We start from the raw sequence: 13,753 nt of genomic DNA on the forward strand, positions 1-13,753 counted from the left end.
AGTCCCGCGATACCGTGATGTCCAAAACGTCCAAAGACGAACTTCGACAGTTGTTGCTGGACCTCAAGGCGCGCCTTGACGGCGATGATCTGAAGGTTGAACAATTGTCTGATCTGATGGATCAGCTTTCGCGCTTTGTTTCGGAAGGTGACAAGCCATCAGACGACCAGAAACGCCTGTTTGGCGAACTGGATGAGCTTTCGGGCATCATTCGCAAGATGAAATCCGAGATCGCATCATTGCGACCGGACGATATCAAGGCAGAATATATCCCCAATGCCACCGACGAGCTTGACGCAATTGTCGATGCAACAGCCGGGGCAACGCATGAAATCCTTGATGCGATGGATACGCTTGAGGAACTAGCTGCAAATCTTCCCCCTGAACAGGCTGAAATCGTAACCAGTGCGACCATGCGCGTTTACGAGGCCTGTAACTTCCAGGACATCACCGGCCAGCGTACGACCAAGGTGATCAAGGCCCTGAAATCGATTGAGGAACGGGTCGAGGGACTGGTTAAGGCATTTGGTGATGAAATTGCCAAATATGCCGCGTCCAATCCCCGGAAGAAAAAAGAACCCGAAGGTGAAGAAGCCTTGCTGAACGGGCCGCAACTTGATGGCAAGGGTGTTTCGCAGGCTGACATCGACGCGATGTTTAGCTAAATGGGACGGTTATGGCGGAAATAGAGGACGACGGACCAAGACCACCAAGCCCGCCCACAAATGCGGCGGTCGCGCTGTTCCTCGCTCTCTATCTCCTGCTTTTGGCATTCTTTATTCTGCTAAACACCATTTCAACGTTCGAGGAAGTCAAAACCCGGGAAGTTCAGGAAAGCCTGTCTTCCGCCTTTGCTGCCATTCTGCCGCCGACCACCAGTCTGCAAACCGTTACCTCGATTGAAGGGCCGGTGGTTGCCGCCGAGGATACCCAGGACAAACTCGGTTCCTTGTTCCAGACGGCAATCAAGGTCGTTCGGGTGCAGGTGCTTCAGCCCGGCACGCTGATGGAAGTCATCATGCATGTCGATCAATTATTCGATCCCAATTCAATCCTTATTCGTGAACGACAGGATGAACTCATGGACCAGCTCGCCGAGGTGCTGGCCGATGAAAGTGGTTATGCGTCCTATCAAATGGAAATGGTCATGGGTAGCGAGTTGGGATCAAAAGGCACGGTCGAGATTGAAAACAATCTTCAAATCGGTCGTGCGGGCGCGTTTGCCAGAGACCTTATCGACCGCGGCGCACCGGAAAAAAACGTTTATGTCGGTATCGACCCGGGAGCTGATCCGTTCATCGTGACCTTCCGCTTTTTCTGGGATTTCGGCCCGAAAGAACCGCCTGCTCCTGTGGTGACACCAACAAATGCCAATAACGGTTCCGGCAATGGTGCAATTCCGGCACCGGGATCGAATGGGACCGGCAACGCAAATAATGGTCCAATGCTGATCCCGGTGCCGGGAGCCAGCCAGCCAAGTATCAACGCGCCCATTCCACTGGGACCTCAAGGGGGCGACGGCTGATGGATGAACCAAAGCGCGATAACGGTCCCAAAGGGCCGCCGCCATGGATGCTCAGTCTTGCGGATCTGATCTCGTTGCTGCTGACGTTCTTCGTGATGCTGTTTGCAATGTCCAAGGTCAAGATCGACCGCTGGGACGAGGTTGTTGATTCTTTGTCACAGGCGATCAAGCCGTCCCCGGTCGAAGAAACGGATGAACCGGTCGCGCAGCTAAATATACCACGGGTTTATCGCAAGCCGGCAATGAACCTTGATTACCTTAGTGCGGTGATTGATGATGCCATTGATGATAACGACGTTCTTGGCGATGCCACGCTGAACCGTGATGCGGACAAGCTTGTTATTTCCCTGCCGGGCGATATTCTGTTTATCAGTGGCAGTTCTGAAATGACGGACAGGGCGCGTCAGGCGCTGTTCGTCCTTGGCGGTGTCCTTCGAAACATCGGGAACCGGATCGGTGTACAGGGGCATACCGACCCCCGCCCTGTCAGTGGACGCGGGCTTTATGCGTCGAATTGGGAACTTTCCCTTGCCCGTGCTGCAGCCGTTGCCAACGAACTTAAAAGATCCGGTTATACAGATTACATAAATATTTACGGATTTGCGGCATCAAGATACGACCAGCTTCCGGTAATGGCGGACGAGCAGGCGCGTTTTACAATGGCTCGTCGGGTCGACATTGTTATTGAACCCCATAGCGGAAGCGGGATCGGAGGTTCGTAAGAATGCTTTTGGCCGTCGCGCGTCTCCTGCTGGCTACTGTGGTTATGGTAGCCGGTCTGGCAGCATTGCCGGTAATGGGAGCGCGCCCCGCACTCGCTCAGGCGACAGATCAGGTGATCATTCGCTCGGGCGCACATAGTGGTTATGGACGTATTGTTCTGCAATGGGACAAGCCTGTCGACTACACCGCTGAGATCATCGGTGATCAACTTGTCGTGCGTTTTGATCGGCCGCTTGTCGCTTCTATGCGTGGCGTTCTTGATCCGATTTCCGATTATGTCAGCGACGGTTTTTTTGATCCGGATGGACGCACGGTTGCGTTTGTCTTGCGTGATGATTTCGAGGCACGTGTTTTTAATGTCGGGACCAATGTGGTGCTCGATATTCTCGATAAGCCTGCACCGCCTCCGGCCTTGCCCGCATCCCCCGAGCCAACCCCGCCGAGGCCCGCGCCAGATTCCCCCGCCGAAATAGCATCCGAACCGCTGCCAACACCGCAGACACGCCCGGCAACATCGCCGTCCCCGGAGGGGAATACCACCCCGGCTGCCGCAACTCCTGAACTTGATATCAGGGTCGGGCGGCATCCGACATTCTATCGTCTGGTTTTTGATTGGCCGAACCGTACCGATTACACACTGAACGGCGATCAGGGGAACCAGACTTTGGCTTTCAGCAACCCGGCCCGCATTGATGCGACGGGTGTGACACGTCGCCTGCCCGAGGGGGTTACCCTTCGTCAAAGTGCAACTGATCCGTTGTCTGTAGGGATCGAAACCGATCCGCCACGGGCACTGCGCCATTTCCGGTCCGGCAACAAAGTTGTTGTCGACCTGATGGGAGTACAGGGAACACCATCCGATGCCGTTGCTGGGACACCGGCAGCCCGTAATACGGCACCCGCCCCCGCGGCACCCGTACCATCGCAAGCCGCACGGCAATCTCCTCCTGCGCCAACCGCAGGAGAAACTTCACTGGAGGCAGAAACACCTGCCGCCTCGACAGATGATCCGATTGCGAGTTCTTTGTCGCAACAGCCGGATGTGCCTATTATATCGGAAGCGGTTGCACCTGAACGCGAAAGTATTGGCGACCTTGATGTATCCGTAACTCAGGATCCGACAAAACTTGTCCTTGGCTTTCCATTCGGGCGACCGGGCGGAATGGCGATCTGGTCTCGTGCCGGTTTCCTTTGGATGGTGTTTGACGTTCGTGCCAATCTGAACCTTGATGCTGTCAGGCAGGATGCTGCACAGATTGTCGGGGTGGTCGAGCAGCTTGACAGTCCTTATGCCACAGTACTGCGTATGACCATTCCCGAAGGGGTGGGGCTTTATGCAACGCCTGCTGAAAATGGCGACTGGGACGTCACCTTGCAGCAGGGGACCATGCAACCGATCGAGCGGCTTGGCCCGTCAATTGAACTGGATAATCAGACCCGGGCCCGCCTCGTTGTGCCGCTTGGCGATATCAGTCCGACCATACCGATTGAAGATCCCGAGGTCGGTGATCAGCTTCGTGTCGTGCCAACTCGCCAAATGGGCTATGGCATTGAAACGGCATTGCGTTATCCGGACTTCGAAGTTCTTCCCTCGGTTCAGGGGGTCGTGGTCGCGCCGATCAATGAAACCGTACAAGTCACCAATCGTGATGATGGACAGGCAGTGGTGGTGACGGCTGCCGACGGACTTAATATTTCACCGGAAGGGGCGCGGCTGCTGGCATCCGCAACCGGCGTGCGTGCGCGTGCCGGTGATGGCCGCGAAGGTCTGATTTTCGAACTGGAAGACTGGCGACGTGGCGGGTTGGAGAATTACAACAACGCAATGTATGCCCTGCGTCAGGAATTGATTGCAAGTGGAGACGAACACCGTAACAAGGCCCGGCTTGAACTCGCGCAATACTATATGGCCAACGGTCTTGGTCCCGAGGCGGATGCGGTTGTCTCGGCCATGGAAGATGACGATCCGCTGATTGCCCAGAAATTGCAGTTTCGTGCCCTGAAAGCGGCCGTCAAGTTTCTTGATCGCGAATATGACGAAGCATCCCGTTTACTTGAAGATGAACGCCTGCGGGCTATCCCGGAAATGCAGTTGTGGCGTGCGGTGACTTTTGCGGCTCGCGGACGTCCGAACGAAGGGGCGCGTGATCTTCTCGAAAGTGTGCATATCCTTGATAACTATCCGCCTGAATTGCTATCGCGTCTTGGCCCGCTTGCGGCCGAGCAGGCATTGATTGTCGGTAACCCTGATGCCGGCATGGACATAATTGAAAAGATGCTGGTTACCAAGGGGATGAGCGACAGCAAAATCAAGGATGTCGAGTATCTGAAAGGTATTTTCGAGGAAGAGGCAGGTGAATTTGAGCAGGCTGTCTCGACATGGGACGAGGTTGCCGAAGGTGATAATCGCAAGGCACGCGCGCATGCGATCTTTGATCGCACCGAACTTCTGATGCGGCTTGAGCGTTTGACCCTTGATGATGCAATCGAACAACTGGAGAAATTGCGTTTCGCATGGCGCGGGGACAATTTCGAAATGGCATTGTTGCGTCGGCTCGGTGAACTGCAGATCCGGAACAAGCAATATCGCGAAGGTCTAAATACCCTGCGTCAGGCGGCGATCTTCTTCCCCAACAGCCCGTCTGCGGCCGATGTTACCGATATGATGCACAATACGTTCGAGTCCATTTATCTGGGCGACGAGATCAATAATATTTCGGCGATCAAGGCTGTTGCACTGTATGACGAATTCCGCGAACTGACACCGGCTGGTGAAAAGGGTGATGAACTGATCCGGCGTCTTGCTGACCGAATGGTCGATGTCGAATTGTTCGACCGGGCCGAGGCGCTTTTGGAACATCAGGTTGATTTCCGCCTGACGGGAACAGAAAAAGCACGGGTCGGCGCAAGGCTGGCGCTCGTTTATCTGCTTGATGGCAAGCCAGATGAATCGATACGGGTTCTTGATAACAGCGAGGTCGCTGGGCTGACACCGGAACTCGAAAGCCAACGCCGCCATTTGCGGGCGCGTGCTCTGCTGGATACAGATCGCGGGGCCGAAGCAATGGCATCCCTTGAAGGGGATTTGTCCAAGGATGCCGAATTGCTCCGGGTCGACTATTATCGGGAAACGCGGGATTACATGTCTGCTGCCGAAACTTTCCAGCGGTTGGTCGGGGATGACGAGGGCAATATGGTCGAGAATTTCGGCGATGAGCGGGCCCGCTATGTTTTGAACTGGGCAGTCAATCTGGCGATGGGCGGGCAGGAGCGCACGTTGAATATGCTCAAACGTCGCTATGGAATTGTGATGGCGCAAAGCCCTTATGCCGAAGCTTTCAGCCTGATTACATCATCTCCGACGCAGGGCTTGATCGATTACCGTACATTGGCGAATAGAGTTGATGAAGTTGAGAGTTTCCAGGGTTTCTTGACCAATTATCGTGACCAGTTGGAAAAGTCACAGCTTAGTGCTATAAACTAATAATCGTATTTATGTTTTGGTCGGGTCATTGCATCTGTAAGGTGCGGAGGGCCGGTCTTGTTCTATTTGTGAAAGCAGTGCTGTGATGGATCGTGCACTTAAAATGGTCTATTACGATGACGCGAAGGTCGAACGTGACATCTTCGCTCAGCTTTCGCTTGCGCTCAGACATTTTCGTGGTGTCGGCATGCCCCGCGACGAGGGCGCTACCCGGAAAATTCTTGACCAGATACATCGGCAAAGCCGTGCCTTTGCCGCCATCTGCTATGGCTTCATGCGTTCCAAGGGAATAGGCGTTGCCGAGGATCAGGGCGAGGGCGATCAGTGGTACCGCGAAGCAGCCTATTGGTTCCGCGAGGAGGCAATTGGCGGGCAGGGCATTTCGGCCAACAATCTCGGATATCTCTATGCCAAGGGACTCGGAGTTCCGGAAAACCCGGAAACTGCTGCTGAATGGTTTGAACAGGCATCTGAAAACGGTTCAATCGCGGCTCTTTACAATCTTGGGGTCTGTTATCTTAACGGATGGGGTGTAGACCAGAATGATGAGACTGCCGTGGAATATCTGCGTCGCGCGAGTGAGGCAAATGACCCCTCGGCAGCAAGTGTGTTGGCCTATCTTTATCTTGAGGGGCGCGGTGTAAAGCGCGACCCGTCCAAATCGTTTGAATACAATTTGCGCGCTGCCCGCGCAGGCAGTGTCGAAGCTGCCTCTGCGCTTGGTTATGCGCTTGGTGTTGGTCTTGGGGCGGAGCGCAATATCGCCGAAAGCATCAGCTGGTTCGAAATGGCCGCGAACGAGGGTGATACCTATGCCCAGGCCAATCTGGCCATGTATTTCTGCCATTCTTCTGATTTGAAGCTGTTCAATCGCGGCTGGACGATGCTGATGAATGCCTGCGATCAGGGCGATATTTCAGCCAAATACCAGATGACGCAGATATTGATCTTTGGCGTTGCACATCGCGAGCCCGACTATGCCGCAGCCCTTGATCTGGCTATGGATTTGGCAGAACTGGGTCATCCTGGCGGTTATCATCTGATCGGGGTGATGTATGAGCATGGCCTTGGTGTGCCGGTTGACATGGCCCGTTCGGCAAGCTGGTACGAGCGTGCCGCGCGCAAGGGTTCGGCAAACGGTCAGGCGGCCTTGGGGCGGCTTTATGCGATCGGCAGCGGCGTCGATCAGGACAATATCATGGCCTATTACTGGCTGCGGATGTCGGCCCCCTCGGCCGGAAGTCAGGCTTATCGTGAAATGGAAGCCGTGCGGACAAGAATGAATGATCGTGAACGCCAGCAGGCGGATCGCTATGTTACCGAAAACCCGGCCCCGCGTCGCGGCAGTTTTGGTCTGAAACCGCTCGAAAAGAACGTTTTTAAAACAGGAAAACGTTCGGTCTGATCCGGATGATCTAATAATCAAAAAGCCGTCTGCTTGTGCAAGGCGGCTTTTGTTTTGGAAATTCCCGTTGGGTACGGCTAACCGCCGAAACTTTCGACCAGCGATCCCGATATCAGATACCAGCCATCGACCATGACAAAGAAAATCAGCTTGAAGGGCAACGAGATGATGACAGGGGGCAGCATCATCATCCCCATCGACATCAGGATACTGGCAACCACCATGTCGATGATCAGAAACGGGATAAACAGCAAAAAGCCGATTTCAAATGCGCGGCGCAGTTCACTGATCATGAAAGCCGGGATCAGGGCGCGTAGCGGAATGGTTTCGGGGCCGGTGACCTCGACATTCGCCAGATTGACGAACAGTTCCAGATCGCGGTCGCGCACTTGTGTCATCATGAAATCATGAACCGGTCGGACGGACCTCTCCATGCCTTCGAATTCATCGATATCGCCATTGATCATGGGCTGTAGGCCTTCGTCCCAGACGCGCTCCATCGTTGGCATCATAATGAACAAAGTCAGAAACAGCGCCAAGCTGACCATGACCTGGTTTGGCGGTGATTGCTGAATGCCGATGGCGGTCCGTAAAAGGCTGAGGACCACAACGATACGGGTAAAAGATGTCACCATCATCAGGATGGCCGGGGCAAGGCTTAGGACCGTAATCAAACCGATCAACTGGATCATGCGGCCGGACGACGTCACACCGGGGCCATCACCCAAATCAAAATTGAATGTCTGGGCGTGAACGGTATCACCGCCAAATCCTATGGCGATCAGGGGTACCAGTGACCAGATTGCAGCTAGCGTCAGCCAGCGTGGGACGCGGCCTGTGTTGGTATGCACCGGTTGGCCGGCTTGATCCTGTCGGGGATACGGGGCGGGTGCGATCATCATGCGGGTTGTTTCCCGTTGGTCTTTGTCTGATTTTTGTCAGACTTCGGCAGCGCTGTCGCATCGGGCACGTCATCATCGCCATGAATGCGCATATCGTCACTGAGGACTTCGGAGAAATGCGTGCCGATGTTGCGTTCTATGACGCTATCCCCGGATGGACCCAGCAAGACAAGATGTTCGGTATCGTCCCGTTTTAAGAGAACCAGACGTCGCTTGGTATCGACAGGAACGACTTCGACAATCGAAAGGCGGCGTTCCTTGTGCCGACGGTTGATATTACGCGCACCGGGAATAAAGCGCCGTGCAACCAGAGCCAATACCCCGATCATACCCAATACAAATACAAGGGCGGCGACAAACCGGAAATAAGCGCTAAATTCCATCAGGTTACCTTCCCCGCGACGGACCTGTTGTTTGGCTCGCCCCTAATATGACGAACCCGTTCTGTTTACCGTGCGCGGCCCGCACAGGCAAGATGCCATCGGGATTTCCAGCAAGGGCCTGTCTAGCGCGTTGTGCGTGCCGCATGGGCATAGGCATTGGTTGCCTGTGCGTTATTGCTAAGTCCGCGCAACTGACGTTGCAATTCGGAATATTCCTTGTGCATGGTCGTTTCCAGACGCGCCAGATCATCGGTCAAAGCAGCCAGAAGCGGTGCAACTTCGCGGCGTTGCTCGCCATTCATCACACTGGCCTGGACACAAAGATCGGAAATCTTGGTTTCCAGTGTATTGAGTTCAACCACCTTGCCTTCATCGACAAATCGCTGGCTGGCAGTGATCAGGGACAATACACGCTTGAGATCTTTCTTGAACTGATCAGGCTTGAATTGTTCAGGGCTCATTTTGGCCTTCCCGGTTGCGATCTTCAAAATGGGTTGTCGACACCGGATCAATGTTTGTTGATGCCGGTTGTTTCTTCGCCGAATCACCGTAAATCCGGTTGATACGGTAGATATAGTTTAAAATCTCGGCGACGGCGGCAAATGCTTCGAGCGGAATTTCGCTATCCACATCGACCGCCATCAGAATTTCCGCAAGATCGCTGTCTTTACGGACTTTGACCCCGTTGGCAAAGGCCAGTTGCAATATCTGTTCCGCAACGCTGCCTTCGCCCTTTGCGCTTAGTATCGGCGCGTTGTCGCGGCCATGAGCATAGCGCAGTGCAACGGCCTTCTGATCGCCGGAACCGGGCGCGGCAAGATTTTCCGTGCGGGTTTCGCGCGGATCGGTGATGTCGACTTTGGGTCGGTTACCGGTCATTCCTGCCCATTTCGTCATATTCCATCGTCTTGCGCTGCGTGGAGCGCCAATCACAAGCCTCGACCATAGCCAGAAGATGGTCAACAAATCGTTGCAACCATTTTCAGACGATTAAATGTGGCGCGTGGGCGTGAACACACGGTCGGGGAAGTAGTCAAGTTCCCGGCTACCTGCCAGGACGATGACGATGTTGCCTGTCGTTTGTCGGTTGTCTCGCGTCTCAGGCCCGTGCCGGGGATCGCGCGACAGGAAAATCAGTCTTTACCGTCTTTTTCGTCGGTTTCAGGACTGTTTTTCATCTTGTCGGCAACCGAATTGGCCACCTGGCCCAACTGACGTACAAGATCCGCGCTGGCCGCAGCCGAACGGTTTTCTTCCTGAATGCGATCATAAAGTTCGCGACGCAGGACCTGCACATCTTCGGGAAAGGTGAAGCCCAGCTTCACGGTTTTGCCGCGAACCTCAACGACGGTGACTTCGATGTTGTCGTCAATAACAACGGAGTCGCCAACTTTTCGTGTGAGATAGAGCATGAAATGTCCCGGTTTCGATAGATGGCGAAAGAAATTCGCCAGACGCGACACAATATGCCCGCTTTGTCCTTCGCGGTCCAGTGTCGCCGATAACAACCCGGAGCCATATTGTAATTTAAGGATTTTCTGACTTCTGGCATGGCATGTGCACAGTAGTTTGCAGGATTGATTTGGGCGGCAAATTCCGCCTTCCGCAAGACCCCGGTTACGATCAGGCCACCGCGTTAACTTCGGCTTTACCGGATCGCCCAATACTGGGGTCGGGATAACAGGAGCAGGCAATGGATATCGGCAAACTTGGCATGTTCGCCAATCTGAAAGAAAAGATGGACTGGCTGACACAGCGTCAGGAAGTCATCGCACAGAATATTGCCAACTCCGATACGCCAAGCTATCGCGCCAACGACCTTAAGGAATTCGATCCGAAGAATATCGGTCGTGACCGCCAATTTATTCTGGCGATGCAGGCGACGACGCCGGGTCACAGTCAGGGACTGCACAAACCGCAGAACTTCAAGGACGAGGAAGTTCGCAAGAACTATGAAGTGGCGCCTGGCAAAAACGCCGTCATTCTCGAAGAGCAGATGGTCAAGATGAACGAAAACCAGGTCGATTATCAGACCATGACCCGCCTTTATGCAAAGCATAAATCGATGATGATTTCGGCACTGGGCCGCGCATAAGCAGCGTTGAAGGAATAAGCGATCATGGAACTTTATAAAGCTTTCAAAATTTCCGCTTCCGGTATGCGCGCGCAGGGAACCCGACTGCGTATCGCGGCCGAAAACGTTGCCAACGCCGATAGTCTGCCGACCGCGCCGGGGCAGGACCCGTATCGTCGGAAGTTGCTGACATTTAAAAACGTCATGGACCGCGAAGTGGGCGTTGAACTCGTCAAGGTCAATAAAGTCATGACCGACAAGTCCGATTTTGGTATGAAGTATGAACCGAGCCATCCGGCCGCCAACGATCAGGGCTATGTTCAGACCCCGAACGTCGAAACGCTGGTCGAGATGATGGACTTGCGCGAAGCACAGAGAAGCTATGAAGCCAACCTCAATGTGATACAATCTTCGCGCAGCATGCTGCTCAAGACACTTGATATTCTGCAATAACCCCCGAAGTATCAGGTTGGAAATCGATACCTGTTAAGGATGCGAACCAATGGTTGCCAGCTTCAATGATGCCATTTCTGCCTACCGGAATGCAGCAAGCGGTCAAACTGCAAGCGTTGCCGAACGTGTGGGCGGTAACGGTCAGACGGTCAATCCGGGGGAAAGTTTTGCCGATATGGTCAAGGGGGCGGCAATTGATGCCCGTGCGACCATGGTGAATAGCGAACAGATGACCCAGAAAGCAATCGTTGGCGATGCGGAACTGCATGAAGTGGTGACCGCGGTTTCGGCAGCCGAAGTCACGCTTCGTACCGTCGTCAGCGTTCGCGACAAGGCTGTCGAAGCCTATCAAAGTGTATTGAGCATGCCGATCTGACGGTTGGTTGAATTGTTGGACGGATGCTTTTGGACAAACCGCACGATCATCGTGCGGTTTTTTGTTTTCGGGCGATCAAATTGAAATTGCAGGAAATCATGGCCGATGACCGGCCTTATCCTGTATGAATAATCTGACGTGCGGACGACGAAACAGGAAGGCCGATGGATCAAGCCGAAATTATGGATGTGGCCTATGATGCCGTATGGACTCTTCTGAAGGTCAGTACACCCTTGATGCTGATTGCATTGGGGGTGGGTTTGGTCATCGCTCTGTTTCAGGCTTTGACCCAGATTCAAGAAATGACTCTGACTTTTGTACCCAAAATCCTCGTGATTTTTATCGCGCTTCTGGTGCTTTTGCCTTTCATGATGACGGAAATGACCGAATTCATGGGACGAATGGTCGATCATTTTATTGGTCTGCCGAACTAGCAAAACGAACCCAATAACAGGACATCCTGAAAGAAGATGAATCTCGATGATCTTCTGACACTCAATGTCTATGTGGTCCTGATGAGCTTTGCCAGGGTCGGGGCGGCCTTTGCCTTTATGCCGGGAATCGGTTCAAGGGTTGTACCCGCGCGGGCTCGACTGGTTTTTGCTTTTTGGGTGGCGGTGGTGATTTCGCCGCTGGCGGGCCCGCTGATACCGGAACAGCCTGCCGATGCGCCAACGCTTTTTGTGCATTTGGCGTATGAACTGACAGTTGGTGCGTTTTTTGGCTTGTTTGGTCAGGTAATGATGGCCGGACTTCAGACAGCAGGGTCGATTATTGCCTATACATCCTCGTTGGCGAACGCCTTTAGCGGTGATGCCCTTTCCGGGGCGCAAAGTGCGGTGACAGGCAATTTCCTCACACAGATCGGCATGATTCTGATTTTTGTAACCGGTCTTGACCATTTGATGATACAGGCGGTGTTTGAGAGCTATTCATTGTTTCCGCCAGGTGGTGCCTTGCCGGTTGGTGACATGAGCGAATTTTTCGCGCGCGCGATCAATGAAAGCTTTATCATCGCGATGAAAATCTCGGCCCCGTTCCTGATCGTTGCTATCGTGATGCAGGTGGCGCTGGGTATTTTGAACAAGCTGATGCCGCAATTGCCGGTGTTTTTTGTGGCCATGCCGGTTCAGATCGGACTGGCTTTTGTGCTTCTGGCACTGGCGTTGCCAACCATGATGATGGTATTTCTGGAATATTACGAAAACGGGTTGGAAAGTTTCGTCAACCCCTAGGGGCTGGCAACCTTACGGCATAGTGCCGGGCAGCCCGGAATGATGGTGCGGGAATGGCCGAAGAAGACGACAGCCAAAAGACAGAAGACCCCACAAGTAAAAAGCTTGAGGATGCCCGAAAGAAAGGGCAGGTGGCAGTCTCCAAGGAAGTTGGCAACTTCATGCTGTTATTTGGCGGCGGTCTGGTGATGACCATGATGGCACCCGGCATGGCGCAATCCGTGCGGGATATTTCGGTTGGCTTTATCGAACATCCGCACATGTATGATGTCAGCCGGGCAAGCTTGCCGGTGCTGATGAAGGATGTGCTGGTAGGAATGCTTTATGTGTTGGGCATTCCCTTTGTCCTTTTGATGTTTTTTGCCGCCGCCGGGCATTTGTTGCAGAATGGCCTTGTGGTCGCGGTTGAACGCATTTCCCCCAAACCGGATAAGCTTAATCCGCTGACTGGGGCGAAGAACCTGTTCTCGATGAAGAACATGGTCGAGTTCGTCAAAAATGTTTTCAAGATTGCTCTGGTCGGTGCGGTCCTGGGCTTTGTGATCGTTCCTGAACTGATGGATGTTGAACTCTATCCCCAGATGCCGGTCGAAATGGCCCTGGAACGGCTTTACGATATGATCATCATTCTGATGATCGCAGCCATTTCACTGACAGCCGTGATTGCCGGGCTCGATTTCGCCTATCAGCGTTACGAATTCAACAAGCAGATGAAGATGTCCAAGCAGGAGATCAAGGACGAATACAAGCAGACCGAAGGCAGCCCCGAAATCAAGGCCAAGGTCCGCCAGATCAGGATGCAACGTGCCCAGCAGCGCATGATGCAAAATGTACCCAGTGCCGACGTCGTCATCACCAACCCGACCCATTATGCCGTGGCGCTTAAATACGACATCAATGCGATGGAAGCCCCGATGTGTGTTGCGAAGGGACAGGATAATATCGCGCTTAAAATCCGCGAGGTGGCCGAAGAAAACAATGTTACCATCATGGAAAACCCGCCGGTCGCCCGCGCCCTGTTCGCAACTGTCGAAGTCGATCAGGAAATCCCGCCTGAACATTATAAGGCAGTTGCCGAGATCATCTCGTTCGTGTTCCGCCAGCGCGGCAAGAAGCTGGGCTGATTGCAGGCTGTCCTGCCAAGTTCGCAAGTCCGGTCTTTCGACATTATTGCGCCAAAATTCAGCCGTTAA

General features: G+C 53.7%; 16 protein-coding genes. 11 read left to right on the forward strand and 5 right to left on the reverse strand.

Annotated features, from left to right (window positions below; all coding sequences use genetic code 11):
* The first annotated feature begins 17 nt into the window (after positions 1–17).
* From LG297_RS03955 to LG297_RS03975, 5 genes are all read left to right on the forward strand, one after another.
* Complete coding sequence (locus LG297_RS03955) at positions 18–665, forward strand: protein phosphatase CheZ (protein WP_404425348.1); 648 nt, start codon at positions 18–20, stop codon at positions 663–665.
* 11 nt (positions 666–676) lie between these two features.
* Positions 677–1,525 (forward strand): hypothetical protein, encoded by an 849-nt coding sequence (locus LG297_RS03960; protein WP_404425350.1) that lies wholly within the window; start codon positions 677–679, stop codon positions 1,523–1,525.
* Positions 1,525–2,247 (forward strand): flagellar motor protein MotB, encoded by a 723-nt coding sequence (locus LG297_RS03965; RefSeq protein WP_404425352.1) that lies wholly within the window; start codon positions 1,525–1,527, stop codon positions 2,245–2,247. The genes LG297_RS03960 and LG297_RS03965 overlap by 1 nt, the downstream gene beginning before the upstream one ends.
* Before the next feature lie 2 nt (positions 2,248–2,249).
* Entirely contained in the window at positions 2,250–5,732 is a 3,483-nt protein-coding gene (locus tag LG297_RS03970) for a tetratricopeptide repeat protein (protein ID WP_404425354.1), read from the forward strand.
* Between the two features lie 85 nt (positions 5,733–5,817).
* Positions 5,818–7,137 (forward strand): SEL1-like repeat protein, encoded by a 1,320-nt coding sequence (locus LG297_RS03975; protein ID WP_404425356.1) that lies wholly within the window; start codon positions 5,818–5,820, stop codon positions 7,135–7,137.
* A gap of 77 nt (positions 7,138–7,214) precedes the next feature.
* Here the strand turns inward: LG297_RS03975 and fliP are convergent, their stop codons facing one another.
* From fliP to csrA, 5 genes are all read right to left on the reverse strand, one after another.
* On the reverse strand, positions 7,215–8,039 hold the full coding sequence (fliP, locus tag LG297_RS03980) for a flagellar type III secretion system pore protein FliP (protein WP_404425358.1): 825 nt from the start codon (positions 8,037–8,039) through the stop codon (positions 7,215–7,217).
* A complete protein-coding gene (locus tag LG297_RS03985) occupies positions 8,036–8,422 on the reverse strand; it encodes a FliO/MopB family protein (RefSeq protein WP_404425360.1) in 387 nt (128 codons plus the stop codon). Before LG297_RS03985 ends, fliP begins: the two co-directional genes overlap by 4 nt.
* A gap of 122 nt (positions 8,423–8,544) precedes the next feature.
* A complete protein-coding gene (locus LG297_RS03990; protein WP_404425361.1) occupies positions 8,545–8,883 on the reverse strand; it encodes a hypothetical protein in 339 nt (112 codons plus the stop codon).
* Complete coding sequence (locus LG297_RS03995; protein WP_404425363.1) at positions 8,873–9,301, reverse strand: EscU/YscU/HrcU family type III secretion system export apparatus switch protein; 429 nt, start codon at positions 9,299–9,301, stop codon at positions 8,873–8,875. Before LG297_RS03995 ends, LG297_RS03990 begins: the two co-directional genes overlap by 11 nt.
* Before the next feature lie 254 nt (positions 9,302–9,555).
* Positions 9,556–9,834 (reverse strand): carbon storage regulator CsrA, encoded by a 279-nt coding sequence (gene csrA, locus LG297_RS04000; protein ID WP_404425365.1) that lies wholly within the window; start codon positions 9,832–9,834, stop codon positions 9,556–9,558.
* 281 nt (positions 9,835–10,115) lie between these two features.
* On the opposite strand from csrA, the gene flgB reads away from it, so the two are divergent.
* From flgB to flhB, 6 genes are all read left to right on the forward strand, one after another.
* Positions 10,116–10,517: a flagellar basal body rod protein FlgB gene (gene flgB / locus LG297_RS04005; protein WP_404425367.1), complete on the forward strand. Its 402-nt coding sequence runs from the start codon at positions 10,116–10,118 to the stop codon at positions 10,515–10,517.
* Between the two features lie 24 nt (positions 10,518–10,541).
* Entirely contained in the window at positions 10,542–10,949 is a 408-nt protein-coding gene (gene flgC, locus LG297_RS04010) for a flagellar basal body rod protein FlgC (RefSeq protein ID WP_404425369.1), read from the forward strand.
* Positions 10,950–10,998: 49 nt separating this feature from the next.
* Entirely contained in the window at positions 10,999–11,325 is a 327-nt protein-coding gene (fliE, locus tag LG297_RS04015) for a flagellar hook-basal body complex protein FliE (protein ID WP_404425371.1), read from the forward strand.
* A gap of 164 nt (positions 11,326–11,489) precedes the next feature.
* Positions 11,490–11,759, forward strand: a complete 270-nt coding sequence (gene fliQ, locus LG297_RS04020; protein WP_062952870.1) for a flagellar biosynthesis protein FliQ — start codon at positions 11,490–11,492, stop codon at positions 11,757–11,759.
* A gap of 36 nt (positions 11,760–11,795) precedes the next feature.
* Positions 11,796–12,560 (forward strand): flagellar biosynthetic protein FliR, encoded by a 765-nt coding sequence (gene fliR / locus LG297_RS04025; RefSeq protein WP_404425374.1) that lies wholly within the window; start codon positions 11,796–11,798, stop codon positions 12,558–12,560.
* 53 nt (positions 12,561–12,613) lie between these two features.
* Positions 12,614–13,684 carry a flagellar biosynthesis protein FlhB gene (flhB, locus tag LG297_RS04030; RefSeq protein WP_404425376.1) on the forward strand — a complete coding sequence of 357 codons (1,071 nt, stop codon included), beginning with the start codon at positions 12,614–12,616 and terminating at the stop codon, positions 13,682–13,684.
* Positions 13,685–13,753 lie beyond the last annotated feature (69 nt).

The organism is Thalassospira australica (genome assembly GCF_044790785.1).
GTDB lineage: Bacteria > Pseudomonadota > Alphaproteobacteria > Rhodospirillales > Thalassospiraceae > Thalassospira > Thalassospira australica_A.